The organism is Peribacillus sp. NPDC058075, from assembly GCF_042885195.1.
GTDB lineage: Bacteria > Bacillota > Bacilli > Bacillales > DSM-1321 > Peribacillus.
Genome location: NZ_JBHVSL010000001.1, coordinates 517,170 through 543,423 on the forward strand (window position 1 = coordinate 517,170; position 26,254 = coordinate 543,423).

Genomic DNA, 26,254 nt, shown 5'->3' on the forward strand with positions numbered 1-26,254 from the left:
CATAGAAGGAAGGTAATAATATTGAAAATAGCAGTTGGCAGTAAAAATCCGGCGAAAGTAAGTGCCGTGCTTGGTGTATATGAAGATGCAGAAGTCATTTCGCTTCAAGTGGAGAGCGGGGTCCCGGAACAGCCCTTTTCAGACGAGGAAACGATGGAGGGGGCAATGACACGTGCCAGGAACTGCTTGATTCACAGTGATGCCGAAATAGGTATCGGGCTTGAAGGCGGTGTCGTGAAAATGAAACAATCCCTGTTTTTGTGTAATTGGGGTGCAATGGCAACAAGGGACGGTGAGGTCTTTGTAGCTGCCGGAGCGAGAATCCCTGTTCCCGGTATTGTTGCTGAGAAGCTGCTGGACGGTGAAGAGTTGGGCCCGGTGATGGACGCCTTCACAAGGCAAGAGAATATTAGCAAAAAGGAAGGAGCGATCGGCGTATTTACAAATGAGCGAATCACCAGGGGGGAAATGTTCCTTCATATCATGAGGATGCTTGCCGGTCAACACGAGTATAAGCTGAAAATGAAAAAGCAGGATTTTTGAATCACTGTCATGGAAAAGCGGGTTTCGATGATGGAAACGAATACTGCCAAAACAGAGCAGGAACGGACAGGATTTTATTGAGCGGCCTTGCTAGTATAGTGACAAGGGGGGAATGGAATGGGGTGGGTTGAATCAATCCAAAAGGCCATCGAATATATCGAGGAGCACTTATTGGAGGACCTGACAATCGAGAGGATTTCCAGGCAGGCGAATGCCTCGGCTTTTCATTTTCAACGGACATTCACCATTTTAACGGATATAACCATTGGTGACTATATCCGTCGTCGAAGACTGACCTTAGCTGCCCAGGAGATTTCATCAACAAATGGCAAGGTCATTGATTTAGCCTACAAGTATGGCTATGACACCCCCGAGGCATTCTCGAAAGCTTTTCGAAGGCAGCATGGGGTATCTCCAAGCGAAGCCCGAAAGTATATGGGGAAGCTGAAATTCTATGAACGCCTGGTGATACAGGTGATTCTGAAAGGGGCAAAACCGATGAAATACAATATCCTTGAAAGGGATTCCTTTCAATTGATTGGAATCAAGCAGGAGTTTTCCTTGGTTAATGAAGAGAATTTGATCGGGATTCCAAAGTTGTGGGAGAAAGTGAATTCGGATGGAACAAGTGATAGGTTAGCGAAGTTGAACAATGGCCAAATAGATGGCTTGATTGGTGTATGTGTCGATAAGCGGGCTGTAGAAAAAAATGAAACGATGGATTATTGGATAGGTGCAGAGTATGCCGGGAAAGTGCCTGAAGAGTTTTCAACCCTTACGTTACCGGCTTCCAAGTGGGTAGCATTCGAAGTTCACGGACCTATGCCTGATAGCATCCAACAAGCTTGGAAACGAATTTTTTCCGAATGGTTCCCTACCAGCGGTTATGAACATGCCGGAACTCCAGAATTGGAAGTATACGCGAATGACGATGCTTCAAACCCTGACTATTACTCCGAAATTTGGATTCCCATTAAAAAGGGATAAGGTAAAATATTCGTTTTTCGCTTGCAGGGGAGGCCCTGCAAGCTTTTTATTCGTTTCTTTAAAATGATCAGTCTTCCATTCTTGAGCTGGACAGTTAAGGGACAATAGGATTTACAGCCCTTCTTCAAAAATATAAGAAAGCACCTTCATGGCTTGGTTAACGGATTCTACCGTGACACTCGCCTTTTCCGATAATTCCTTTAAGGCATGATGATGGGATTCCGGACGAATCAAAATAAGCGGTTTACCCAGGGAAATGGCGGTGCTTGCGTCCATGGCAGTATTCCACTGTTTATATTTCTCACCAAACAGGGCGACGACAAGATCCGCTTTTTTCATCAAAAGACCTGTCCGCAAATTATTGATTTGGGAAGCGGCCGCATCCTTCAGGATGGGATTCGGCTGTTCCCCGAGGATATCTTCACCGATATTATCGGAGCGTTCATGATTTTCCATCGGGCCTACAAATTCTAAAGGAAGCTTTAGTGCAGCGGCCTTATCTCTCAGCTCACTTCTCCAATTTGAATGGATCTCCCCAGCAAGATACACGATTAACTTCATTGTTTTCCTCCTCGATAATAAAATTGCTTTCATTGTACCATGTTTTTTAGAAAATGGATGAATTCCGTAAATAAGGATAATATTATCCATAAGGTAGTAAAAGAGACGGCTGGAGGAATGACGATGGCTATATCCAATAAGAATTTTCTTGTTTTCCTGTTGATAAGCAGCTTGATCGTGGGCTGCTCAGGTATCGAGAGACAAACCGAAAAGTCAATGAAGGCTGCTGAAGTGGCTTTTCGTGACGATGAAAAACAGCCCAATCAAGAGGCAGGGCTAATTCAGGTCTATCTGCCAAAGGATTTTAAGGTAGTGGAAGAACATGATAATAATTTGATTTTACAAAAAGGTGATAAGATTTATATATTATTTGTCAATCCAAATGAAAAAGAAGACAGCTCCGTGTTATATTTGGCGATAAAGGAACAAGATGATCAAAATGTAATGCTGCATTCTTTTCAGACTGATGATAAATTCGGATTTATCTCGATCAAAGAGATACCGAAAGAAAAGTATGAGCTTGCGGTGGGGATCGGCGGGGTGAAGCTGACAACAGAAACAGATAAAGACCAATTAAAAACCGATGCAAAACAAATGATGGAAATCGTTTCATCCGTGCCTCAGAAATAAGGACCCTTGCCTCTCAACCGATCCGTATTAATGGTTGATTTCTGGAGAGTCTGGTATGATGGGTTTATAAAAATTAAGGTGTTATTTAGAGCAGGAGGAATATTCAAATGGAAAATTTACAAACCGTTGAGCAATATGATGCATTGAAAAATGAAGGCAAACATATTTTTCTTTTTTCAGCAACATGGTGTGGGGATTGCCGTGTAATCGAACCGATAATGCCGGAGATTGAAACGAAATTTCCAGACTTTACATTCATTCATGTGGACCGTGATGAATTCATCGATGTGTGTGCGGCTCATGATGTATTCGGTATACCAAGTTTCATCGCGTATGAGAATGGTAAAGAGCTAGGCAGATTCGTGAGCAAGGATCGCAAAACGCAAGAACAAATTGAGGAATTCATTCAATCATTATAATCAAAATCCCCTTCTCGCTGGGGATTTTTCAATGAAGAGGAGGGTCAGTCATGAAAATGGACAGCACGAAGCTGAAAAATATTCTGAAGGAACGTTTAAAAGATGAAAATCGCACATTCAAATTCGATAGCAAGCAAGATACGTTACGGGTGGAAAATGTGAAGACCGGAAAGGGTATCACCATCGAGTTGCCTCCTGTACTTGCTAACTATGAAAACGTACAGGAAAAGGCCATCGATGAAATTATCTATTACGTGGAAGAGGCCCTGAATGTGATGGGGGGAGAACACAGCATGGAAGGCAAGGAGAAGTTCATTTTCCCAGTCATCCGCTCGACCTCCTTTCCAATGGAATCGGAAGAAGGAAATCCATTTTTATTCGATGAGCATACGGCTGAAACCCGGGTTTTTTATGCCCTTGATTTAGGAAAAACCTACCGTCTTATAGATGAAAAGATGATTCAACGGGAAAATTGGCAGGGTGACAGGATCCGTGAAATTGCCCTTTTCAATGCACGTTCCCTCTCCACTGAAATGAAGTCGGATATCGTTGCAGGTAATGCATTTTATTTTTTGAACACGAATGATGGATATGATGCCAGCAGGATCCTGAATGAATCATGGCTTCGGGAGATGAAGGACAAGATCGAGGGAACCATGGCTGTGGCCATTCCCCATCAGGATGTCATCATCATTGCCGATGTGAAGAATGATACGGGCTATGACATTCTTGCGCAAATGGCGATGAGCTTCTTTGCCAGCGGTCATGTTCCAATAACGGCTCTATCATTTCTTTACGAAGAAAATGAGTTGGAGCCCATCTTCATCATGGGTAAAAACAAAAAGCGTGAACAATAATATATTGAATACATAAGGACCGTGTCAGCATCTGGCAGCGGTCCTTTTAAAGTTTCATAGAGTTTATGACACTTAGAGTTGATATTTATTTTTTAATCGGTGATAATAAAATTGTAATATTTCGAAAATATGGAATGAAACAATAGAATGAGCAAATGAACGTTGTGGGAGAGTGCGTAGCTTTGAGCCACCAAAGGAGCAAGTTCCAAAAAATATATCTTGGAGCAAATCTCTCAGGTAAATGGAACCGCAGCTGAACGCAACTCTGGAGGGCGCGCATGAAGAGTGCCACCAACGGGGAAATCTCCATGTCCAAAATGGAGGTAAACACTCAGGTAAAAGGACAGAGAAGGGAGCGGTAAGCTTACGCAATCTTCTCTGCCCTTTTTATTTGGCACTTTGTATAAGAAGGTTTGCAGCGAACATGGAACTTACTAATATGCTCAACTTGAAATAAGGGGGAGAATGATCGTGAACGTGAAAAGTAAATTAATGAACATGCTGGAAGCCCGTAAAGGGGAAATGGTTCAAATCCGCCGTCATTTACACGAGAATCCGGAACTATCCTTCAAAGAAGAGAAAACGGCACAATATATCATTGATTTTTATAAGGGAAAGGACGTGTCGATTCAAACGAATGTAGGAAATGGATTAGGGATCATCGTAACGATCGAAGGCGGAAAACCTGGGAAAACGATAGGTCTCCGTGCAGATTTCGATGCATTGCCGATTACAGAAGAAGCGGAGGTTCCGTTCCGTTCAAAAAATGAAGGTGTCATGCATGCCTGCGGACACGATGGGCATACCGCTTACTTATTGGTTCTGGCAGACTGCATCAATGAGCTTAAAGAATCCCTATCCGGTACGATCAAAATAATCCATCAACATGCAGAAGAAACGCCCCCAGGTGGAGCAAAAAGCATGATGGAATCAGGGTTTTTGGATGAACTGGATGCCGTTTTTGGAATCCACTTATTTCCGTCCCATCCAGCAGGAGTTGTCGGGTATCACGGCGGCTATTCGATGGCTGGACGGACCTATTTCAAGCTAGCTATAAAGGGTGTAGGCGGCCATGGTTCGTCCCCGCATATGGCTAATGATGCCATTGTGGCAGGCGCCCATTTCGTGACAGCCGTACAAACTGTAATCAGCCGCCGTTTGAACCCTTTTGATATGGGCGTGGTCACAATCGGCTCCTTCGATGGAAAAGGAAGCTTTAATGTCATTAAAGATCGTATAGAAATTGAAGGGGATGTCCGTTATATGACAGCAGAGACCCAACAGCTGATCGATAAGGAAATCCACCGCATCGTCAAAGGGATAGAAACGGAATTTGATGTTCAGTGCGAGCTAACATATGTGCCTGATTATCCTCCGTTATATAATGACCCTGAACTGACTGGATTCGTGAAAAATAGTCTGGAAAGCATGAATGACAAAGACATTAAAAATGTCTTGGAATTTCCGGTCTTCTCAGGTTCAGAGGATTTTTCGTATTATGCCGAAAAGATTCCTGGCTGCTTCTTTTACATTGGCTGTAAACCGAAAGGGGTGGAGAAGGCATATTTCAATCACCATCCTAAATTCGACATTGATGAATATGCCCTTTTGATCGCATCCAAATCAGTGGCCCAGGTTGTATGCAATTTTTATGAATGGGAATAGCCCATTGGTATATTTGTTTGCAAAAAAAATGCAGAAACCCACAAAACACCGTTCGGTATTAACGAACGGTGTTTTGTGGGTTTCGGGATGCCAGCGGAGGTTTCGTGAAGGATGCTTCAATGAATTGATCAGTCTGCTTCTTGCTGCATGAAAACTTAATCTCTTTGTAAACGAGATTTAACAGCGGTGTTTTATTTAAATAGTAGACTAGGGGCTAATGTTATTTCGCGATGGGTAGGTTTAAACTCATTCCAGAAGGGGTTTAATAGGGTAGGAGTTCTGCGAAATACGCTAAGTTAGTAAGCGTTCGATAAAAAAATAGATACTAACCCCAATTTAGCTTAAATTTTCTCGATATTTTTAAAATAACTGGTAGAATTAGTTACATAACTACAGATGTAGAAAGAGTGATAGTTTTGAAATGGCTAAATAAGATGAAAAAATGGTTCCAAGCAGAGGAAATTATCGAAATCGAAGAAATTATTATAGATGAACCGCTTGATGAAGAGACATTAAGGAAAATGGATTTTTCAAAGCTTTCGAAGTCGAAGGAAGAAGAAATAAAGGTTTACAATCAAAAAGTGGAAAAGATGTCGCAGACGCAGACGCCAGACCCGGATACGAAAATCCTGTTTCAATATCCAAAAGGGCAGTTCAAGTTTCCGCTCATTCCAGACCGTGAACAGAACAAAAGAAAGCCTCGGGAAAGAAACAGGGAAAATCATGAACCTAAACAGGGGAACGCGGCCAAAGACAAGAGAAGGCCGGTGAGGGATCCTGAACCAAAACGGAGAAACTTTGAACGGGAGGAAGTCTCAAAAATAGTCCCTTCAAATACTCCATTCCGCCCGACGGAGATCCCTTCACCCATTTATGGGTTCCGTCGCCCGGAAAAAAAAATAGTCGCTTCTGAAGAAATTGTCGAATATGAACTGGAAAGCAAAATGCCTATCCTTAAAAAAGAAGAACCCGATATCGGGATTCCAGTATCGATTCCTGAAATCCCAAAAGAAGTGTCACATGAGGAATTGACGGCAGAACCATCCATTCTTATACCGGAACTAGCGGAAGAAAAACGGGAAGATTCGGAGATACCCGCTTTCTTTCGCAGGAATTCCATTGAGACACTGCCAGAACAAGCAGTAATCGAGCCTAACATAACAGAGCCTGCGGTGGAAAAAGCGGCTATTGAACAGAACGAAGTCGATTTTGGACGCGAAGTCGCTGTATCCATCATGGAACAGACGGACGACACACTGCCTGAAGCGATATCGGTTCCTGGGGAGGCTGCTGTACAATCCAATCAACCATCCGTTAGTCAAGGGACAATGCCTGAAGACCCATCTGAGGCAATACCTGAAGTACAGCACAAACGCCCGAAAAAACATATCCCATTTAATGTGATGATGCTTAAGCAAGACCGGGAAAAAAATGTTTTCATGCATAAAATGATGTCGGAAAAAAAAAGCCTTAATTCGGAAAGGGCAGTAGTTTCACCTGATAAGCGGCCAATGGATGATGCTGCCCAAATGGAGGCAGGACAAGCGAAACCATCCGCCATTCCTGAACGGAAACCGGAGGAAGGCAGAGTTATGCCGAAAGAGCAGACTCCGGCCATTTCACCAACCTTTTTGGACACTAAGGTTGGTTCCGAAACCGTCGCCATGCCTGAAAATACAGTCGAATCCAACATCGGTTCCAACCTTGAGCCGCTATTGGAACAGGAATCCCCCATTTCTGGAACCGGGTATCAAGAAGCAGTTTATACAGAGACAGCACCAGAAAGCAGTAAGAGCGAAAACCAGGCAGTTTTTGGCACCGGGGAAGCGGATGAAAATGAAAATCCATACTATGTGTTTCCGAATATCGAATTGCTCACACCTCCTACTTATGCTGTGCATGATGATGTGTGGCTCGAGGAACAGACTTTATTACTTGATGAGACATTGAAAAATTTCAATGTCCGTGCAAAGGTAGTCAATGTCACTCAAGGACCGGCAGTAACTCGTTTCGAGGTGCATCCGGAACCGGGAGTGAAGGTGAATAAAGTGACGAACCTGATGGATGACATCAAATTAAGCCTTGCTGCTCAGGATATGCGGATGGAAGCGCCTATTCCGGGTAAACATACAATTGGCATCGAGATTCCGAATAGGAAAAGCAAACCTGTATTTTTGCGGGAGGTTTTGGAAAGTACTGAGTTTCAAGAGCATGAATCACCGCTTGCTGTGGCCTTAGGGCTCGATATATCCGGTCAGCCGATCATCACGGATTTGAGGAAAATGCCGCATGGATTGATAGCCGGGCAAACGGGGTCGGGGAAAAGTGTCTGTATCAACACCATGCTGGTAAGCTTGCTTTATAAAGCGACGCCGCAGGAGTTGAAATTGCTGTTGATCGATCCGAAAATGGTCGAGCTCGCCCCATATAACCGGATCCCGCATTTGGTCAGTCCAGTCATAACCGATGTAAAAGCCGCTACGGCTGCGTTGAAGTGGGCTGTAGAGGAGATGGAACGGCGTTATGAATTGTTTGTGCATGCCGGTGTCCGTGATATCACCCGCTTTAATGACCAAGCGGAAAAAGCCGGTCAATATTCAAGCAAGCTGCCTTATATCCTGGTGATCATCGATGAGCTTGCGGATTTAATGATGATGTCCCCGGCTGATGTAGAGGAAGCGATTTGCCGGATTGCCCAAAAGGCCCGTGCCTGCGGCATCCATTTGATTGTAGCCACTCAAAGACCTTCAGTCGATGTCATAACTGGATTGATCAAGGCAAATATCCCGACAAGGATCGCTTTTTCCGTTTCTTCACAAGTCGACTCCCGTACGATCATCGATAGCGGCGGTGCAGAAAAATTATTGGGAAGAGGAGACATGTTATTCGCTGAAAACGGCTCTTCAAAAACGGTGCGCCTGCAAGGGACTTTTGTGAGTGATGAAGAAATCGACCAAGTCGTCAACCATGTTAAACTGGAGCAGCAGCCAAAATACCTGTTCGAGCAGGAAGACTTGCTGAACAGGGCCCAGGTCACGGAAGAAGCGGATGAACTTTTTTTCGAGGCCTGTGAATTTGTCGTGAGCCAGCAGGCTGCATCTGCATCTAGTGTCCAAAGGCGCTTCCGTGTCGGTTATAACCGTGCTTCACGCCTAATAGAAATGATGGAGCAACATGGAGTAGTTTCCGAATCCAGGGGCTCAAGGCCCAGGGATGTATTGATTACGGAAGAAGAACTGGAATTTTTACATGTTAATTAAGAGAACCTAATAAAAGGAATTTGTATATAATGTGAAAGGGTGAAAACCCTTTTTTATCACCTTAATTAATGGAAAAACCAATGATTTGATAAATTGGCATCTGCCTGACATGGATGAATGAATAAAAAAGTGATATAATAGTTTTTTGTAGATGAATGATTGAAAATATAAACTTGAAAAACCTATGAAGAAATTGCGTTACTAACAAGTCTCGTAATGAAAAACAAATAAAAGATGACGTCATATACTGTCATACAGGTAGACGATTGGTGGAGGTTCGCTTTATGACTGCTTACCATTTTGTGGGAATTAAAGGGTCGGGTATGAGTGCTCTTGCACAAATACTGCATGATATGAATATTGAAGTGCAGGGTTCCGATTACGAAAAAGAATTTTTTACACAATTGGCATTAGAAAAAGCCGGGATTAAAATCCTTCCTTTCAACGAGGAAAATATTCAACCTGGAATGACCATCATTGCAGGAAATGCGTTTCCGGATAGTCATCCGGAAATCGTGAAGGCAAAAGAACTTGATTTGCAGATCATCCGTTATCACCGTTTCCTAGGTGATTTCATGAAAAACTTCATTAGCGTGGCGGTTACGGGAGCACATGGTAAAACATCGACGACCGGGTTACTTGCCCATGTGATGGGGGGCGCTAAACCGACATCCTTCTTGATTGGGGATGGAACAGGTAAAGGAATCGTGAATTCTGATTACTTCGTATTCGAAGCATGTGAATATCGCCGTCATTTCCTTTCCTATTATCCGGATTATGCAATCATGACGAATATCGATTTTGATCATCCTGATTATTATGCCAATGTCGAAGACGTGTTCGAGGCTTTCCAAACGATGGCCCTTCAAGTCAACAAAGGCATCATTGCGTGCGGGGATGATGAACATTTACCACATATTCAGGCGAAAGTACCGGTTATTTTTTACGGATTTGCAGAAGGAAATGATTTTCAAGCGAAAAATGTTTCCGTCACTCCGGATGGCACGACTTTTGATGTGCATGTAAGGAACAATTACTATGATACATTCACTATTCCTACTTTTGGAAAGCATAATGTGTTGAATGCACTTGGTGTCATTGCACTTTGTAAATATGAAAACTTGGATACGGAAGCTGTGAAAGCCCAATTGCGGACTTTTGGCGGAGTTAAACGCCGGTTCTCAGAAAAGGAAATCGGAAGTCAGATCATCATTGATGATTATGCACATCATCCGACCGAGATCTCTGCAACTGTCGACTCGGCGCGTCAGAAATATCCAGAGCGTGAAGTTGTTGCGGTATTCCAACCGCATACTTTCTCGAGAACTCAGGCATTCCTTGATGAATTCGCCGACAGCTTGAATTTGGCCGACAAAGTATACTTATGTGAAATTTTTGGATCTGCTCGTGAACATCAAGGGAAGTTATCGATTGAAGATCTTCAAGATAAGATTCCCGGTGCCGAGCTGATTACGGAGAATACAACATCAATATTGCAAAATCATGAAAACAGTGTCGTGTTATTCATGGGTGCGGGGGACATTCAAAAGTTCCAAGCTGCCTATGAGCATTCACTGCAGGTAAAATAAAAAAACGACCGACCCGTTAGAGCGGGTCGGTCGTTTTTTATTGGTTTTTACGTTATTTTAAATTTTCTGGATTTAAATTTTCCAGTTCAGGTATAACGAATCGTCCGTCCTTACGTATCAAGACGTCATCAAAATGGATTTCCCCGCCGCCATATTCAGGTCGCTGAATATTGACCAGGTCCCAGTGAATGTCTGAATGGTTTCCGTTAAAGGCATCATCATAGCATTGTCCGGGAGTGAAATGAAAACTTCCATCAATTTTTTCATCAAAGAGGATATCTTGCATCGGGTGTAGAATATAAGGATTTACACCAATTGCAAATTCACCGACATATCGTGCGCCTTCATCCGTATCAAAAATTTTGTTGATGCGTTCCGTATCATTCGCAACCGCTTCAACGATTTTTCCATCCTTGAATGTTAACTTCACGTTTTCAAAAGTAAAACCCTGATAAGGGGACGGAGTATTATACGAAATCACTCCATTGATGGAATCTTTAACCGGAGCCGTATATACTTCACCGTCAGGAATGTTCAGCTCACCCGCACATTTGATGGCTTTAATGTCTTTGATGGAGAAGGTTAGATCCGTACCTGGCCCAGTTAAGCGGACCTTATCCGTTTTATCCATCAATTCAACAAGGTTGTCCATCGCTGCGCTCATTTTGCCATAGTCGAGGTTGCAGACTTCGAAATAAAAGTCTTCGAATGCTTCTGTGCTCATTTTGGCTAATTGGGCCATTGAATTTGTCGGGTAGCGAAGTACGACCCATTTTGTTTTTGGCACGCGGATATTTCTATGTACTTTACCGACTGTCTGTCCATGAATCGCCATCTTCTCTGAAGGGACATCGGATTGTTCATTGATATTATCCCCGGCACGAAGCCCGATATAAGCATCCATCTGGTTCATTACGTTTGCTTCAAACTCACCCATCAGCTTGTATTGTTCTTCTTTGGCACCCATCAGCAAGGCACGATCCACTTGATGATCCTTTAAAAGGACGAATGGGTAACCACCTGCTGCATAGGCTTCATTCACAAGTGCGTTAACAAGCTCACGCTGCAATCCGAAGTTTTCGATCAAGATTTTTTCACCTTTTTGAAGCTTCACGGAATAATTGATTAAGTTTTTGGCCAATGTACCAATTCTGGGATCTTTCATAAAAAATACCTCCATTGTTTAAATTCGACTTATCTTTTCTATCATACCCGATTTCCTGCCATAAGTGTCACCCATGAATTTCACCGAAGAACTGGATGGAGACAACAATATTTCCAGATTAGGGTTTGATAGGGTATATTGAAAAAATAAATACGTTTATAATACTAGGGAAGGGGTAATTAATATCTAACAGCTATTAAATAAGTCGAATTTTTCGGAGGTGTTCCAATGGAGATTATTTTATACGTAAGTGCTGCTGTTGCAGCGATCGCTTTTTTGGTACTTGTCATTTTCCTGACAAAGGTACTGACATCACTTCAAACTACCCTGGACAGTGTGGCCCGGACGCTGACAGGTTTAGAGAGCCAAATGCAAGGCATAACGCTGGAAACTACTCAGTTATTACATAAAACGAATACGTTGGCTGAAGATTTGCAGCATAAGTCAGAAAACCTGAACACTGTGGTGGATGCCGTGAAGGATGTAGGTACATCCATCTCTAGCTTCAATTCTTCCATCCAAAAGGTTTCCCATAAAGTGCAGGCAGAGATTGATAATAATCAAGACCGAATCTCACAAATTGTACAATGGAGCAATGTAGCCATGGAGATAAGGGACAAATGGAAGTCCAGAAGCAAACAGTCTGCCCCGACCCCAACCGAAAGGGCGGAATTAGAAAGGGAAGCGCTGGAAACAGATAACCTGCCTAAAAAGAGGTTTTTACGTTCTAGATCTTAAAAGCTAGTAAAAAAAATGAACTGAAAATTGAAAGGGGAATGTATTATGACTCAAAAAGAATTCGCGACAAAGGAATATCAGAAATCATATGAGGACGAACGCGACTCGATCAATTCGAAGGACTTTATGATTGGCGCCTTGATCGGCGGGATGATCGGAGCGGCTACAGCATTGTTCATGGCCCCGAAAGCAGGCAAGGAATTAAGGAGTGACTTCAATGAACAAGCTAAAAACATTTCAGAGAAAACAGAAAGATTAAGACAAACGGCGATGGAAAAAGGTGCATCCCTTGCTGATACTGCAAAAGTGAAAACGAGCTCTGTCACGGAAATCGTTTCCAATAAATCTTCAAATATCGTCAATAAAGTGAAAAACCTAAAAACGGGTAAAGAAAACGGCGACGCTGCTGATGATACGACGAATTCGAGCAATAAGGATATAGATGTAACCGGAACTTCCGATTCTCCTATCGTATCCGTCGAAACGAACTTTGCTACCGGAAATGATTCGGCAAATAATCCTGCCGATCCTACAAGCGGAAACAAGAATGCGGCAAAATTAAAGCTAGATGAAGCGAAAAAGGCATTTGATGAAACAGAGAATAATCTAAAGAAATAATATTCCTCGAATTCCTTTAATGGGGATGAAGAGGCATAAAGGGACGAAGAATAAGGCGATGAAGTGCTTCGATGGCTTCATCGCCTTTTTGATGGTAAAATTTATATGGAAAAGGAAAGGAGACAGTATTATGGTCATGAGCAAAATCGAAACAGAAGAACAATTCAATGAGCTTCTAAAAGAGGATACATTCCTGCTTTTCAAGCATAGCGTAACATGCCCTGTCAGCGCTGAAGCATTTGAACAATATGAGAGGTACATCTTAGAGAATGCACAAATTAAAACGGCCTATTTAGCCGTTCAGGAAGCTCGTCCACTATCCAATTATGTGGCAGAAACATTTGATATCAAACATCAATCACCTCAGGCCATCCTTTTTAAAAATGGAAAACCGGCCTGGAATGAGTCTCATTGGCGTATTACATATGATTCATTGAGCAAGGCCATCACTGAATGAATCATGAAGGCCGGATCCCTTTGGCAAGGGTTCCGGCCTTTTATTATTTCCATAGGGTTTTTAAACGATTTCCAGGGGAAACCTTTCTTTAAAGGCCCTTCCTGTTCAAGTGGCAGCCGATTTGATCATGGTCCAATGCTCTTTGAGATAAAATATCAATTAAATGATAGCTTTCTTGTTCTATTTCCAATATAATGCCTACAACGGATTGTTCCAATATTCAGTCTAAATCATTTTTCCTGCATGTGTAACACCTGATTTTATGCATGTATAACTTTAATGCTTAAAAGCGTTTAATTATTAAAGAAAAATATCGTGACATTTATGGGCACTTCCTTTATAATTGATTTAATCATACATGAAATATTCTAAATTTTTCATTGATAATACAATCGGGGTGGATGTTCGAGAATCCAGATGGGATTTTTTTAGTTTGAGTCCGCTGAACCGATTTCTATTTTAAAAAACGAAGGGATGGATTTGTAATGAGCAACAAAGAGCTTGATGGACTTCGTAATCAACTGGATGATGTGAACCTTCAGTTATTACATCTTATTAATCAACGTGCTGAACTTGTACAGGAAATTGGTCGCGTTAAAGAAAAACAAGGTGTAAACCGTTACGATCCGGTCCGTGAAAGAACAATGCTGGATCTTATCGAAGCCAATAATCAAGGACCGCTTGATCTTGGTTCGATTAAACATATTTTCAAAGAAATCTTTAAATTGGGCTTGGAGCTACAAAAAGATGATCAGAAGAAAACGCTTCTTGTATCGAGAAAACAAAAGGCTGAAGACACGATCATCGACATTAAAGGTGAATTGGTCGGTAACGGGATCCCTAGTTTCGTTTTCGGACCATGTGCCGTTGAATCTTATGAACAGACAGCTGCGGTGGCGGAAGTCATTAAAGCTAAAGGTTTGAAATTGATGCGCGGCGGTGCATTTAAGCCACGTACATCTCCATATGACTTCCAAGGGCTTGGTTTGGAAGGGTTACAAATACTTAAACGTGTTGCTGATGAATACGGCTTGGCTGTAATCAGTGAAATCGTGAGTGCCAATGATATCGAAGCGGCGATCGATCATATCGATGTCATCCAAATCGGGGCGCGCAACATGCAAAACTTCGACTTGCTAAAAGCGGCAGGTGCTGTAAATAAACCAGTTCTTTTAAAACGTGGACTGGCTGCAACGATTGAAGAGTTCATTCATGCAGCGGAATACATCATGTCGCAGGGCAATGGCAACATCATTCTTTGTGAGCGCGGTATCCGTACTTACGAAAAAGCAACAAGAAATACACTTGATATCTCTGCTGTACCGATTTTAAAACAAGAAACTCATTTACCGGTCATGGTTGATGTAACGCATTCAACTGGACGTCGCGATCTTCTGCTCCCTACGGCTAAAGCGGCTCTTGCAATCGGTGCTGACGGTGTTATGGCTGAAGTGCATCCAGATCCTTCCGTTGCTTTATCAGATTCTGCACAGCAAATGGACTTCAAACAATTTGATGAATTCTACGAAGAAATTAAACGTTTGAACTGGGTAACTGTATAAGCTAAGAAGTCTTTAAATGATTAATTACGGCCCTTACCAATTTGGCAAGGGCTTTTTTTAATGGTAAAATACTAGTTTTTGCAGAAAAAGCTTCGAAATGAGCACTATTGGATTGCAGGAAAGATTCGACTATCGTATGATAAATAACAAGAATGAGAACTGTTCGGAAGATTGAGTCATACATAAAGTGATATCTATGTGAATTTTATACTTGAATAGGGTATTGAATATTTGACTGAGAAGAGAGTAGGACTGCATTTTTTGTTAGGCAGATCGTTCCTAAAATAATCTTCCTTATAGAGAAAAACGCATAAAAGATTATTTTCCGAAATAATTCGGGTCTTTTATGGGGAAAATGAAAGAAATGGAGGAATGGATGAATGAATAATATAACCATTTATGATGTGGCGCGTGAGGCGAATGTATCCATGGCCACCGTTTCCCGCGTAGTTAACGGGAATCCAAATGTAAAGCCTGCAACAAGGAAGAAAGTTTCAGATGTAATTGAGAAGTTAGGGTATCGTCCCAATGCAGTGGCAAGGGGACTTGCCTCAAAGAAAACGACTACAGTCGGGGTCATCATCCCGGATATCTCAAGCATCTTTTTTGCTGAATTGGCGCGGGGCATAGAAGATATAGCCACCATGTATAAATACAATATCATTCTAAGCAGTTCTGATGAGAATATAGATAAGGAATTCCATTTGCTGAATACGATGCTTGGAAAACAAGTGGATGGTATCGTATTCATGGGCGGCAACATTTCTGATGAGCATGTCAAAGAGTTTAAGAATTCACCTGTTCCAATCGTTCTGGCAGGTTCGGTGGATGAAAGCGGACAAGTTCCATCGGTCAATATAGATTATGAGGCGGCGGCATTCGACGCAGTGACCTTCTTCGCTAAAAAAGGCCACAAGCATATCGCTTTTGTAAGCGGAAACCCTTCCGCGCTGATTAATGAAATGAAATTGACTGGTTATAAACGAGGATTGAAAGAAGCTGGGCTTTCATTTGATGAAAGTTATGTCGTTGAAGGTGATTATACATATGATTCAGGAATTGAATCTTTTGAAAAGTACCTGGAAGCTGAAGACAGACCGACAGCATTCATCGCCGGTGCTGATGAAATGGCGCTTGGAATTGTCCATGCCGCTCAGGACAAAGGGTTTAATGTACCGGAAGACTTTGAAGTGATCAGCTTCGATAACACGAGATTGACATTGATGGTGCGTCCGCAAATCACGACGATCGTTCAACCTTTATATGATATTGGTGCTGTTGCGATGAGGCTTCTTACAAAGTTGATGAATAAAGAACAAGTGGAGGAAGGTCTTGAAAAAGTAATCCTGCCACATCGGATTGAAAACCGTCAATCAACGAAATAAACTGGTTTGGAGAGTGTCCTGAGGGCACTCTCTTTTTGTTTCTTAAATGGTTGCCCGAACCAAAAAGATCGTTTTTCAACGATCTTTTGGTTAACTTTGTTCATTACTTTTCGTTGTTTGCCTGGAAGACCTGATGGGATAAAGGACCTTTTCAAGCGTCAGGGCATTCTTCTCGGTAATTTCAGGCTTCCTCGGAATGGGTTCATATATATCCTCCATGTCATCCCATTCATTCGGCAGGGGAACAGGGGACTCAGGCTGCCAGAAATCGAGCCATTCCTTTGATAGGGGACCTGATATATCATTATTCGTCATTTCAAGCCAGACCCTCGCCCAAGCCCTTGGGACGACGCGCCATATATCATATCCGCCGCCGCCCACTGCAATCCACCGTCCTTCGCAATACTTATGGGCCATTTCGTGGGCCAGCTTTGGTATTTCCCTATAAATCCTCATGGTGGCTGATAAATGGGTGAGCGGATCGTAATAATGGGAGTCGGCTCCGTTTTGCGTTAATATGACATCCGGTTTGAAGAATTCAATGACCTCTTTAAAGGAAGCCCTGTAGCATTCGAGCCAGGATTCATCTTCAGTGAACGCATCGACCGGGATGTTGAATGAATAGCCGTAGCCTTTGCCCTGGCCCCGCTCGTTAATATTGCCGGTGCCGGGAAATAAGTAGCGACCCGTTTCATGGATGGATAGTGTACATACATCCGGATCATCATAAAATGACCATTGGACTCCATCACCATGATGTGCATCGGTATCGACATACAAGACACGCGCCCCATATTTTTTTTGCAGGTATTTAATCGCGACCGAACTATCGTTGTAAATGCAAAAGCCCGAGGCTTTCCCGCGGAAACCGTGATGGAGGCCACCGCCAAGATTAAGTGCGTGCAGGGACTGACCGGTCATGACTGCATCCACAGCTGTCAAGGTACCGCCTACAAGCAAGGCGCTTGCTTCGTGCATTTTGGGGAAGATAGGGGTATCCTCCGTTCCTAGCCCATAATTTACAGCCTTTTCAGGGGGGAGCTTTCCCTGGCCTGCCAATCTGACAGCGTTTACATAATGGTGATCATGAATCAGTTCCAATTCTGCATCTGTTGCCATTCTGGGCTTGATAATTTGATCATCATTGATGGCATGGTGTTTTTTTAATAAATCAAGCGTGAGTTTAAGCCGTTTTTGATTGAATGGATGCTCATCGTTGAATTTGTAGGTAAGGAGTTCATCCGAATAAACGAAAAGGGATATATCATTCATGTGAAATCCCCGGTAGGCTAGGCCATAAAACGGTATAGCCTTCTTTCTTCAAATCCTCCACCACCATAAATGGATTCATCGTCTGTACACGAATGACAAGAATTTTGTAGTCTGTTCCATTTTTTTCAGGATAAACAAGTGTGCTCAGGATATTCGTATTGCGCCTTTTAAAAATATGGGCAATATCATGAAGGGAACCTGCCTTATCCGGGATTCTGATTTCGATTTGGGAACCGGGCTGATTGACTCCAGTCAACTCAACGTATGAATGAAGTAAATCAGAACCGGTTATGATGCCCACTAACTTCCTTCCCTTTACGATTGGAAGGCAGCTGATATTGTTATCACAGAAAACAGCCCCGATTTCTTCCACGAAATCCAGCGGGTGCCCCGTGATTATTTCCGTTTTCATGATGCTTGACAGTGGTTTTTGTAAATCATTTTTGTATTCTTCGGTACGGAATATAGAAGGGGCAGCATCCCGAATATCACGGTCGCTGACTAATCCCACAAGTTGAAAGCTGTCATCGACAATGGGGATATGGCGAATTCGCTTCTCCTTGATGATCAAGACAGCGCTATGGATTGTATCCGTTGGAGTGAGGGTGATAATATCCTCATTCATTATTGTTTCAACAATCATTTTCCTTCCTCCTCTTACTCGCCTCTTTAATACATAAACCGATTCATAAAACGCAATTGGTCGAATTTCTGGATGGATTCCGGCGGGACCCTTTTGCCAATACGGGCCATCAGGCAGTTGGCCGGGTGGGAACTGATTTCAGGATCATCTGTTGCAAAGTAGACCAAACCACCGGCACTCATCATTTTTTCCATGACCTTGCGATAGTCCCAAATATTCAGCCCTGTCCCTTTCAGATCCCAATGCCAATAGTATTCCGTGGTGATGATGATGAAGTCTTCTACCGAATCGTCTTCCATGGAAAGGCGGATCAGGTTCTTCCCGACGGAAGCACCCCGGTATTTAGGGATGACCTCGATTGCACCAAGCTCAATCAGGTCCTCCATCTTGATTTCAGACCAGCGCTCCAAGGGATCGGGATATAAGTAAGTTACATAACCCACGATTGTTTCATTTTCACGGGCGATAAAGATCCTGCCCTCAGGCAAGTCTGCAATCTCTATTAACGCTTTATGCTGCAAAGCAGGCGGGCGAAAGGCGACCAAGTCTTCGTGAAACTCATAAGCGGACATTTTTTCTCCGCTTAACGGCCCCTCGATGATGAGTGTTCCGCTTAATGTCTGCAGTTCCTTAGTGTAAAAGGTCTTACTATATTCCATTCTTTCACCACCCTTGTTATATAGTAATCTTACACTCTCGCATTCCGGAGTACGAAGCATTTCTTTTAAAAACTGACTGAATGGAAAGCTTACATAAATTATACATGAAAATGAGGGGCATCATTCAGAAAGTTCAAGGCGCTTTTGTTACAGTGCTTCTTCTTTCACGGCCATCATATGGATTCACCTTAACCATAACAATATACCAGTAACTTCCAAAATCCACCAAGAAGGAATTTCCCTAATATGGAAGTGATTAATATTTTAAAAATTGAGATAATTCGATTCTTATACTATAATAAAAATATAGAACCGAATGAAGGGGGAGTTTGTCGTATGGATGTGAAAGCGTTGCCAGTAGTGGAAGGTAATTTTAATTTAAAGAATTATGATGAAAAATACAAGATGTTTGACTGGTCTGAGACGGAAAAGGAATTCTCCTGGTCTGAAACCGGTAAAGTGAATCTTGCATATGAAGCCATTGACCGCCATGTCGAAACATACAAAAAGAATAAAGTGGCCCTTTATTACAAAGACGATAAAAGAAATGAAAAGTATACATTCAAGGAAATGAAAGATTATACGAATCAAGCGGCCAATGTGTTCAAGAACATTGCCCATGTGGAAAAAGGAGATCGTGTTTTCATCTTCATGCCTCGCTCCCCGGAGCTTTATTTTGCATTGCTGGGCGCGATTAAAACGGGTGCGGTCGTAGGGCCGTTGTTCGAAGCCTTCATGGAAGGCGCAATAAGGGACCGTCTTGAAGATAGTGAGGCAAGTGTGATAGTGACGACACCTGAACTTTTGCCGCGTGTCCCGGTGGATGAATTACCCCATTTAAAGCATATTTTCTTGGTGGGGGAAAATATAAAAGAAGAAGGAAAGTACCATAACTTCAATAAAAAATTAAAAGAAGCCGACAAAAAATTCGAAATTGAATGGGTGGATCGGAATGACGGTCTGATTCTTCACTACACCTCAGGTTCCACAGGCAAACCAAAAGGCGTGCTGCACGTTCATAATGCGATGATCCAGCATTATCAAACGGCAAGGTGGGTCCTTGATTTGCAGGATGAGGACGTGTATTGGTGCACAGCGGACCCTGGATGGGTGACAGGGACGTCTTACGGGATATTTGGACCTTGGCTGACAGGGACCTCGAATGTCATTGTAGGCGGGCGGTTCAAGCCTGAATCCTGGTACAAGACCTTGGAGGACTTTGGTGTCACGGTCTGGTATAGTGCCCCGACTGCCTTCAGGATGCTGATGGGCGCAGGTGACGAAATCGTTAAGCGGTTCGATTTGAGTTCTCTCCGCCATATATTAAGTGTCGGTGAACCGTTGAACCCGGAAGTGGTGCGCTGGGGAATGAAGGTATTCAATCACCGTATCCATGATACATGGTGGATGACGGAGACCGGGGCGCAGGTCATCTGCAATTATCCTTGCCTGGAAATCAAACCGGGTTCGATGGGCAAACCGATTCCAGGTGTGAAGGCGGCAATAGTGGATGATCAAGGTAACGAGCTTCCGCCGCATAGAATGGGGAACCTTGCCATCAAGAAAGGCTGGCCTTCAATGATGAAGACCGTCTGGAAGAATGAAGCGAAATATGAATCTTACTTTATGCCAGGTGATTGGTATGTTTCAGGAGATTCCGCATATATGGATGAAGATGGTTATTTCTGGTTCCAAGGCCGTGTGGATGATGTCATCATGACGGCAGGGGAAAGGGTCGGACCTTTCGAAGTGGAAAGCAAATTGGTCGAGCATCCAGCCGTAGCCGAAGCGGGGGTCATCGGTAAGCCGGACCCGGTTCGGGGGGAAATTATTAAAGCGTTCATCGCCCTTCGTGACGGGTACGAGGCAAACGATGAATTGATTGAGGAAATTCGTACATTTGTAAAGCATGGTCTAGCGGCACATGCGGCACCTCGTGAAATTGAATTCAGGGATAAACTTCCTAAAACAAGAAGCGGCAAAATCATGCGCCGTGTCCTGAAAGCTTGGGAACTTGATCTGCCAACGGGTGATTTATCATCGATGGAGGATTGAGAAACTGAGTAATTATTGAAAAGGAAAAAGGCATCCATGGTCACTTCCATGGATGCCTTTTTGTAGATTATAAGGAAACAGGCTGTCGGGGTAACCGACAGCCTGTTTTAGTTCAAGAAAGAGTGTCATTCTTCCCCTTCTTCAGCTTTATCCGTGTCTTGCTCTTTATCATTGACTGTGTCTTGCTCTTTGTCGACCTCTTGTTTTTCTTGATCTGCATTCTCTTTGTTTTGCTGTTCTTCGTCTTGTGCTGGCTCTTTATCTTTCTCCGTTTGCGTTTCTTTTACTGGTTCTTTTTCTTTTTCTTTATCTTTATCTTTATCTGAAGCGTTCTCTTCTTTTGAGTCGGATTTTTTATCTTCGTTAACTGTTTTATCTTTTCCACGATCATCTTTAGTTTTTGTGGAATCTTCTTTTGAACCTGTCTTTTTAGCGCCGCTTTCAACACGTTGAGAAGGGGCCGATTCTTTACCGACTATGTCTACGGCTGTTACGTAATAGGAACCGCCAGAGCCGACTTTGTAAACAAGATTCTCCCCAGCATTGATGCTCGCCACTTTCTTGCCGTCTTTATAGACACGATAACCGACGACATCACCTTCATCATGCAAGCCCCATGTAATCTTATCGTTCCCGATCGTTATGGATAGGGGATCTGGTGCCTTGCCATTATCATTCAATTTCGCTGTCGCGCCGACGACATTTCCTGATTTTTCGGCTCCAGGAATCACGGATCCCGGGTCATTGACATATTTCAATCCGATATCTGCAAAGGAGTCGGGATTCAACATGAACCCGCCGCTTGTAAATTCGCCAGGCGTTTGCGGAAGGGCTGCGTAGCGTTTGCTGCCGACTGATACATATTGTCCATCTATGAAACTATCATCTGCCTTGGTTGGAGCATATTTGGCGATGAATAAATCCGATTTGACAAGCCCGGCCTTTTGGCATGAACTTGAAGGCAGCAGTCCTGAAACGCCACAGAAGGAACGGCTGACAATTCCGCCCGGCATTTCAAAACGGGTATCGGGGTCGACGAGTTTAGGGTCGACTTTATATGCGGCATTGATCAAATCTGCCCAATAATACATATTACGTTTATTATATTCAAGACCATTATAAGTCCCTTGCAAGGATTTCGGTGTGTCATATCCCAGCCATGTACCGAATGATACATTTGGATTGGTTGCGACGAACCAAGCGTCCCAATAGTTTTGTGAAGTTCCGGTCTTACCTGCCCAATCACTTGAGAAAGCAAGTCGGTTCCTGACCGAAGCGGCCGTCCCGCTGTTTACGACATCTCGCATCATATCAAGCGTCAGGTAAGCGGCTTGCGGAGAAAATACTTCCACCGGTTTCACTTTATGTTCATAGATGACCTTGCCATCTTTCGATACGATTTTGTCGATCATATAAGCATCGATGAATTCCCCTGAATTGGCAAATGTACCAAATGCATTGACGTTTTCTTCAACGGTTACACCTTTTTCCATCGCGCCTAATGACATGGCAAGATTGGAGTAATCCCCTTTCGTCACGGTGGAGAAGCCCATTTTTTCCAAATACGAAGCGGGACTCAGGTTGATTATTTTCTTGTAAAAGAGTGCTGCCGGGATATTGTAGGAATTCTTCAGGGCCTCGCGGGCAGTCGTTACTCCCGTATAGCTGCCGCCGCCATAGTTTCCTGGACTCCACGGTTTGCCGCCTGTTGGAATGGAGATCGGCACGTTTGCCGATACGCTTCCAGGCGAAATCTTGCCTAGCTCGATGCCTGGACCATATATCACCAGCGGTTTCATCGTTGACCCGTTCGATCGCAGTGATGCGGTTGCATGGTTCGTCTGTTCCCGCTTGAAATCACGGCCGCCTACGAAACTGATGATTTTTCCTGTTTTATTTTCGATTAGAATGGCCCCGGCTTCCACGGGCTCACTCACCGTTTTCATTTCCTTCGTATCAGGATCGACGACTTGTGCCGTTTTATCGTATCCGTAATTCGGATAGTTTTTCGTCACTTCCTGCATCTTGTCATAAATCTTTTTATCGATTGTCGTATAAATCTGATAGCCGTTTTGCCGCAGCTTACGATCGGCAAGTGCTAGATATTGAGCTTTTAAATCATCATTCTTTAAATCTTTCTCTTCATATCCATCTTCTTTTGCCAGACTGACGGATAGGATTTCGATGGAGCGTTTTTCGATTTCATAGGTGAGCCACGGATATTTCTCGGATGGCATCTCCGTTTTGCCGATAAAGTCTTTTGTTATGTCATATGCGTTTGCTTTATCATACTCTTGTTTTGTTATGTATCCGTTACTATACATCCGCTTTAAAACGGTTTTCATCCGGTTGATGCCGGGCTCTTGATTTTCTTTCAGTTTTCCTTTCTGGGTATAGGGTGTATAACCGAAAGGGCTTTGCGGCAATCCAGCGATAAACGCAGATTGGGGCAGTGTCAGATCTTTGGCCTCCACGCCAAAAATACCTTCAGCGGCGGACTCGACCCCGGCGATGTTACGGCCTGATGAGTTTCGTCCCAAAGTGGAGACGTTTAAGTACGTTTCCAAAATCTCTTCTTTTTCAAAGAATTTTTCGACCCGGAGCGCAAGCAGGATTTCTTTTGCTTTCCGATCAAACGAAACTTCGTTGGTCAGGATCTGGTTTTTAATGAGCTGCTGTGTTAATGTACTTCCTCCCGATTGGACGGTTGCATTTGAAAATTCCTGGTAAATCGCACGCAGGATGGCTTTCGGGACAACCCCGTCATGCTCATAAAAATACTCATCTTCTGTAGCGATGACTGCATTTTTCAGATGCTCGGAAACTTTATCGATGGACACTTCTTCACGTTCAAGGTCACTCTTAAGCTTGCCCAAGTATACTTCATCTGCAAAGTATACTTCAGAGGTCTCTTCATAATTGTAAATGTCTTTTTTCAAATCTTCTTTTGAGCGCACTGGCTCATCATTGACGAGGGCAGCGAAATAGCCGGCTCCGACGCCGCCGGCGAATGAGAATCCTAGGATCCCGACAATAATGAGGATCAGTGTTAAATTCCAAATGACTTGGTATGTAACCCGTGCGTTCTTATGTGTTTTTTCACTTTGGAAAAAACGGGTCAGCTGCTTCCAGACTGTTTGAAATCTATCTTTTTGATTATTATTCATCGTATCATACCCCCTGAAATCACATATATTATAGCATATAACAGGTAGGGGAAAGGGATCTTTCTTATTTTTCTATAATCTGTAAGGGTGATGTTGACAAGGATTCTTATGTATGATAAAAGTTTATTAACAACAATAAAATGATTAAATGATCGCGATGATAGGACCCAGTAGTCAGACTATCCCTGTTTCAGAGAGCCGGTGGTTAGTGGAAATCGGTACAAATGGTATGATGAATTACTTCCTGGAGCATTTGCTGTGAAATGATTAGTAGCAGGAAACGGCTGACGACCGTTATTCGTCTTGAGCGGAGGGCGTGTTATGTCCTCAAGTTGGGTGGTACCGCGAATTCATTCGTCCCTTCATATTTATGAAGGGGCGTTTTTGTATGCTTTTTGCGGGTTTTTTCTAAGATTGAGGAGGAATATTTAATGGAATTGCTTAAAGACCTCGAGTGGAGAGGAATTATTTATCAACAAACGGATGAAGAAGGTTTTAAGAACCTTTTGGAAAAAGAGAAAATTTCTTTATACTGTGGTGTCGATCCAACTGCGGATAGTATGCACATCGGTCATCTATTGCCATTCTTGACATTGCGCCGTTTCCAGCAGCACGGTCATCGTCCCCTTGTGCTGGTAGGCGGTGCGACAGGACTTATCGGTGATCCAAGCGGTAAAAAAGAGGAACGTCAGCTGCAAACGCTGGAAAAAGTGCTTTATAATGCAGACTGCATAAAAGGGCAGCTGTCCCACATCTTTGAATTTGAAGGTGAAAATGGTGCGGTCATGGTCAATAACTATGACTGGATAGGCAAAATCGATATGGTTACATTTTTGCGTGATTACGGGAAATACATCGGCATTAACTACATGCTGGCAAAAGATACGGTTGCTTCTCGCTTGGATACGGGAATTTCCTTTACTGAATTTGCGTACACGATCTTACAAGGAATTGATTTCGGCCATTTATACAGCAATTACGACTGTAAATTGCAAATTGGCGGCAGTGATCAATGGGGCAATATTACGACAGGCCTTGAAATGATCAGGAAATCCAATGATGAGAATGCCAAAGCATTCGGTATGACGATCCCGCTCGTCACGAAAGCGGATGGAACGAAATTCGGTAAAACGGAAGGCGGAGCGATTTGGCTTGACCCGGAAAAAACGACTCCGTATGAATTTTACCAATTCTGGATCAATACAGCGGATGCTGATGTCGTAAAATACCTGAAATTCTTCACGTTCCTATCTCGTGAGGCGATAGAAGAGTTAGAGCAATCCGTACAAAACGAACCGCATTTGCGTAAAGCGCAAAAAGCTTTGGGGGAAGAAATGACCCGTTTGATTCATGGTCAGGAAGCTCTTGACCAGGCAATCAAAATCTCTGCCGCCCTATTCAGCGGTGAGGTGAAGAATTTAAGTGCAGCGGAAATCAAATTGGGCTTTAAAGATGTCCCTAGCTTCGAACGTGAGAGCAAGGAAGATATCGGTTTGGTCGATTTAATCGTTGAAGCGAAAATTTCGCCATCAAAGCGTCAAGCACGTGAAGATATTCAGAACGGGGCAATCTCCATAAATGGGGAGAAAGTGACCGATCTGCAATATGTAGTGACGGAAGCTGCCAAGATTGAAGGGGAGTTCATCCTCGTTCGTCGCGGCAAAAAGAAATACACATTAGTGAAATGATTGTTCAAAGCCCGGCTGGGATTCAGCCGGGCTTTGTTCTGCAATAATTTTATTTGAAAAAACGTTGATTGGAACTTGGGCACTCGCTTTCCGGGACTCCCCTAGAGGCGCTTTACCTGCAATCATCGGGAGATAAGCTATGATTTTAATGGGGGGAGGAGAATGGAAACCTAATGCTAAATCTGCAGTAGTCACGATTTAAAAGGTTGCAAAAGCCAATCTAAATGGATACTACCAACACTTTACATGGAAGGGTTTAACCCTGGAACACTTGATTCTATCTTTGAAAAGGTACCGAAACAGCTTTGTCTAAGCTCAAATAGGCAAGAGATTT

The 26,254-nt window shown here is 43.2% G+C and carries 21 protein-coding genes, 2 riboswitches and 1 other annotated feature; of the genes, 15 read left to right on the top strand and 6 right to left on the bottom strand.

Features of this window, described 5'->3' with window-relative positions; translation table 11 throughout:
• Nucleotides 1-21: 21 nt before the first annotated feature.
• Nucleotides 22-543: a DUF84 family protein gene (locus ACFVS1_RS02680; RefSeq protein WP_387545036.1), complete on the top strand. Its 522-nt coding sequence runs from the start codon at nucleotides 22-24 to the stop codon at nucleotides 541-543.
• A 117-nt stretch (nucleotides 544-660) separates the two neighbouring features.
• On the top strand, nucleotides 661-1,530 hold the full coding sequence (locus ACFVS1_RS02685; RefSeq protein WP_352925539.1) for a GyrI-like domain-containing protein: 870 nt from the start codon (nucleotides 661-663) through the stop codon (nucleotides 1,528-1,530).
• Nucleotides 1,531-1,641: 111 nt separating this feature from the next.
• Here ACFVS1_RS02685 and ACFVS1_RS02690 read toward each other — a convergent pair whose 3' ends face one another.
• A complete protein-coding gene (locus ACFVS1_RS02690) occupies nucleotides 1,642-2,091 on the bottom strand; it encodes a YtoQ family protein (RefSeq protein WP_241592555.1) in 450 nt (149 codons plus the stop codon).
• Between the two features lie 123 nt (nucleotides 2,092-2,214).
• Here ACFVS1_RS02690 and ACFVS1_RS02695 point away from each other — a divergent pair, with 123 nt between their 5' ends.
• From ACFVS1_RS02695 to murC, 6 genes are all read left to right on the top strand, one after another.
• Complete coding sequence (locus ACFVS1_RS02695) at nucleotides 2,215-2,721, top strand: hypothetical protein (RefSeq protein ID WP_387545037.1); 507 nt, start codon at nucleotides 2,215-2,217, stop codon at nucleotides 2,719-2,721.
• Nucleotides 2,722-2,828: 107 nt separating this feature from the next.
• Complete coding sequence (locus ACFVS1_RS02700; RefSeq protein ID WP_241592551.1) at nucleotides 2,829-3,140, top strand: thioredoxin family protein; 312 nt, start codon at nucleotides 2,829-2,831, stop codon at nucleotides 3,138-3,140.
• A 50-nt stretch (nucleotides 3,141-3,190) separates the two neighbouring features.
• Nucleotides 3,191-3,997 carry a DUF1444 domain-containing protein gene (locus tag ACFVS1_RS02705; RefSeq protein ID WP_241592549.1) on the top strand — a complete coding sequence of 269 codons (807 nt, stop codon included), beginning with the start codon at nucleotides 3,191-3,193 and terminating at the stop codon, nucleotides 3,995-3,997.
• 155 nt (nucleotides 3,998-4,152) lie between these two features.
• Nucleotides 4,153-4,257, top strand: a riboswitch (glycine riboswitch).
• 3 nt (nucleotides 4,258-4,260) lie between these two features.
• Nucleotides 4,261-4,346, top strand: a riboswitch (glycine riboswitch).
• Nucleotides 4,347-4,474: 128 nt separating this feature from the next.
• Nucleotides 4,475-5,662 carry an amidohydrolase gene (locus tag ACFVS1_RS02710; protein WP_387549183.1) on the top strand — a complete coding sequence of 396 codons (1,188 nt, stop codon included), beginning with the start codon at nucleotides 4,475-4,477 and terminating at the stop codon, nucleotides 5,660-5,662.
• Between the two features lie 416 nt (nucleotides 5,663-6,078).
• Complete coding sequence (locus ACFVS1_RS02715) at nucleotides 6,079-8,922, top strand: DNA translocase FtsK (protein ID WP_387545039.1); 2,844 nt, start codon at nucleotides 6,079-6,081, stop codon at nucleotides 8,920-8,922.
• A gap of 284 nt (nucleotides 8,923-9,206) precedes the next feature.
• Nucleotides 9,207-10,511, top strand: a complete 1,305-nt coding sequence (murC, locus tag ACFVS1_RS02720) for a UDP-N-acetylmuramate--L-alanine ligase (RefSeq protein ID WP_352925547.1) — start codon at nucleotides 9,207-9,209, stop codon at nucleotides 10,509-10,511.
• A gap of 52 nt (nucleotides 10,512-10,563) precedes the next feature.
• On the opposite strand, the gene ACFVS1_RS02725 is transcribed toward murC, so the two are convergent.
• Nucleotides 10,564-11,676, bottom strand: a complete 1,113-nt coding sequence (locus ACFVS1_RS02725) for an aminopeptidase (protein WP_241592546.1) — start codon at nucleotides 11,674-11,676, stop codon at nucleotides 10,564-10,566.
• A gap of 228 nt (nucleotides 11,677-11,904) precedes the next feature.
• Here ACFVS1_RS02725 and ACFVS1_RS02730 point away from each other — a divergent pair, with 228 nt between their 5' ends.
• The 5 genes from ACFVS1_RS02730 to ccpA all read left to right on the top strand — a co-directional run bounded on the left by ACFVS1_RS02730 (nucleotide 11,905) and on the right by ccpA (nucleotide 16,436).
• Nucleotides 11,905-12,414 (top strand): DUF948 domain-containing protein, encoded by a 510-nt coding sequence (locus ACFVS1_RS02730; RefSeq protein WP_387545040.1) that lies wholly within the window; start codon nucleotides 11,905-11,907, stop codon nucleotides 12,412-12,414.
• A gap of 45 nt (nucleotides 12,415-12,459) precedes the next feature.
• Nucleotides 12,460-13,032 carry a YtxH domain-containing protein gene (locus ACFVS1_RS02735; RefSeq protein WP_387545042.1) on the top strand — a complete coding sequence of 191 codons (573 nt, stop codon included), beginning with the start codon at nucleotides 12,460-12,462 and terminating at the stop codon, nucleotides 13,030-13,032.
• A gap of 130 nt (nucleotides 13,033-13,162) precedes the next feature.
• The gene (gene ytxJ / locus ACFVS1_RS02740; RefSeq protein WP_241592541.1) at nucleotides 13,163-13,489 is read left to right on the top strand and encodes a bacillithiol system redox-active protein YtxJ; all 327 of its coding nucleotides are present in this window, start codon (nucleotides 13,163-13,165) and stop codon (nucleotides 13,487-13,489) included.
• A gap of 485 nt (nucleotides 13,490-13,974) precedes the next feature.
• Entirely contained in the window at nucleotides 13,975-15,051 is a 1,077-nt protein-coding gene (locus tag ACFVS1_RS02745) for a bifunctional 3-deoxy-7-phosphoheptulonate synthase/chorismate mutase (RefSeq protein WP_101222960.1), read from the top strand.
• Between the two features lie 380 nt (nucleotides 15,052-15,431).
• Nucleotides 15,432-16,436 carry a catabolite control protein A gene (gene ccpA, locus ACFVS1_RS02750; RefSeq protein WP_241592525.1) on the top strand — a complete coding sequence of 335 codons (1,005 nt, stop codon included), beginning with the start codon at nucleotides 15,432-15,434 and terminating at the stop codon, nucleotides 16,434-16,436.
• A 90-nt stretch (nucleotides 16,437-16,526) separates the two neighbouring features.
• Here the strand turns inward: ccpA and ACFVS1_RS02755 are convergent, their stop codons facing one another.
• The 3 genes from ACFVS1_RS02755 to ACFVS1_RS02765 are packed head-to-tail and all read right to left on the bottom strand — an operon-like array spanning nucleotide 16,527 to nucleotide 19,010.
• Complete coding sequence (locus tag ACFVS1_RS02755; protein ID WP_387545044.1) at nucleotides 16,527-17,708, bottom strand: acetoin utilization protein AcuC; 1,182 nt, start codon at nucleotides 17,706-17,708, stop codon at nucleotides 16,527-16,529.
• Nucleotides 17,701-18,351, bottom strand: coding sequence for an acetoin utilization AcuB family protein (locus tag ACFVS1_RS02760; protein ID WP_214748659.1), 651 nt, complete (start codon nucleotides 18,349-18,351; stop codon nucleotides 17,701-17,703). Before ACFVS1_RS02760 ends, ACFVS1_RS02755 begins: the two co-directional genes overlap by 8 nt.
• A 26-nt stretch (nucleotides 18,352-18,377) precedes the next feature.
• The gene (locus ACFVS1_RS02765; protein WP_034309235.1) at nucleotides 18,378-19,010 is read right to left on the bottom strand and encodes a GNAT family N-acetyltransferase; all 633 of its coding nucleotides are present in this window, start codon (nucleotides 19,008-19,010) and stop codon (nucleotides 18,378-18,380) included.
• Between the two features lie 336 nt (nucleotides 19,011-19,346).
• Between ACFVS1_RS02765 and acsA the strand changes: the two genes are divergently transcribed.
• The gene (acsA, locus tag ACFVS1_RS02770; RefSeq protein WP_387545046.1) at nucleotides 19,347-21,065 is read left to right on the top strand and encodes an acetate--CoA ligase; all 1,719 of its coding nucleotides are present in this window, start codon (nucleotides 19,347-19,349) and stop codon (nucleotides 21,063-21,065) included.
• Nucleotides 21,066-21,190: 125 nt separating this feature from the next.
• Here acsA and ACFVS1_RS02775 read toward each other — a convergent pair whose 3' ends face one another.
• The gene (locus ACFVS1_RS02775) at nucleotides 21,191-24,232 is read right to left on the bottom strand and encodes a transglycosylase domain-containing protein (protein ID WP_387545048.1); all 3,042 of its coding nucleotides are present in this window, start codon (nucleotides 24,230-24,232) and stop codon (nucleotides 21,191-21,193) included.
• Nucleotides 24,233-24,380: 148 nt separating this feature from the next.
• Nucleotides 24,381-24,597 (top strand) — a binding site (T-box leader).
• A gap of 66 nt (nucleotides 24,598-24,663) precedes the next feature.
• On the opposite strand from ACFVS1_RS02775, the gene tyrS reads away from it, so the two are divergent.
• Entirely contained in the window at nucleotides 24,664-25,920 is a 1,257-nt protein-coding gene (gene tyrS, locus ACFVS1_RS02780; protein WP_352925561.1) for a tyrosine--tRNA ligase, read from the top strand.
• The last annotated feature ends 334 nt before the right edge of the window (nucleotides 25,921-26,254 follow it).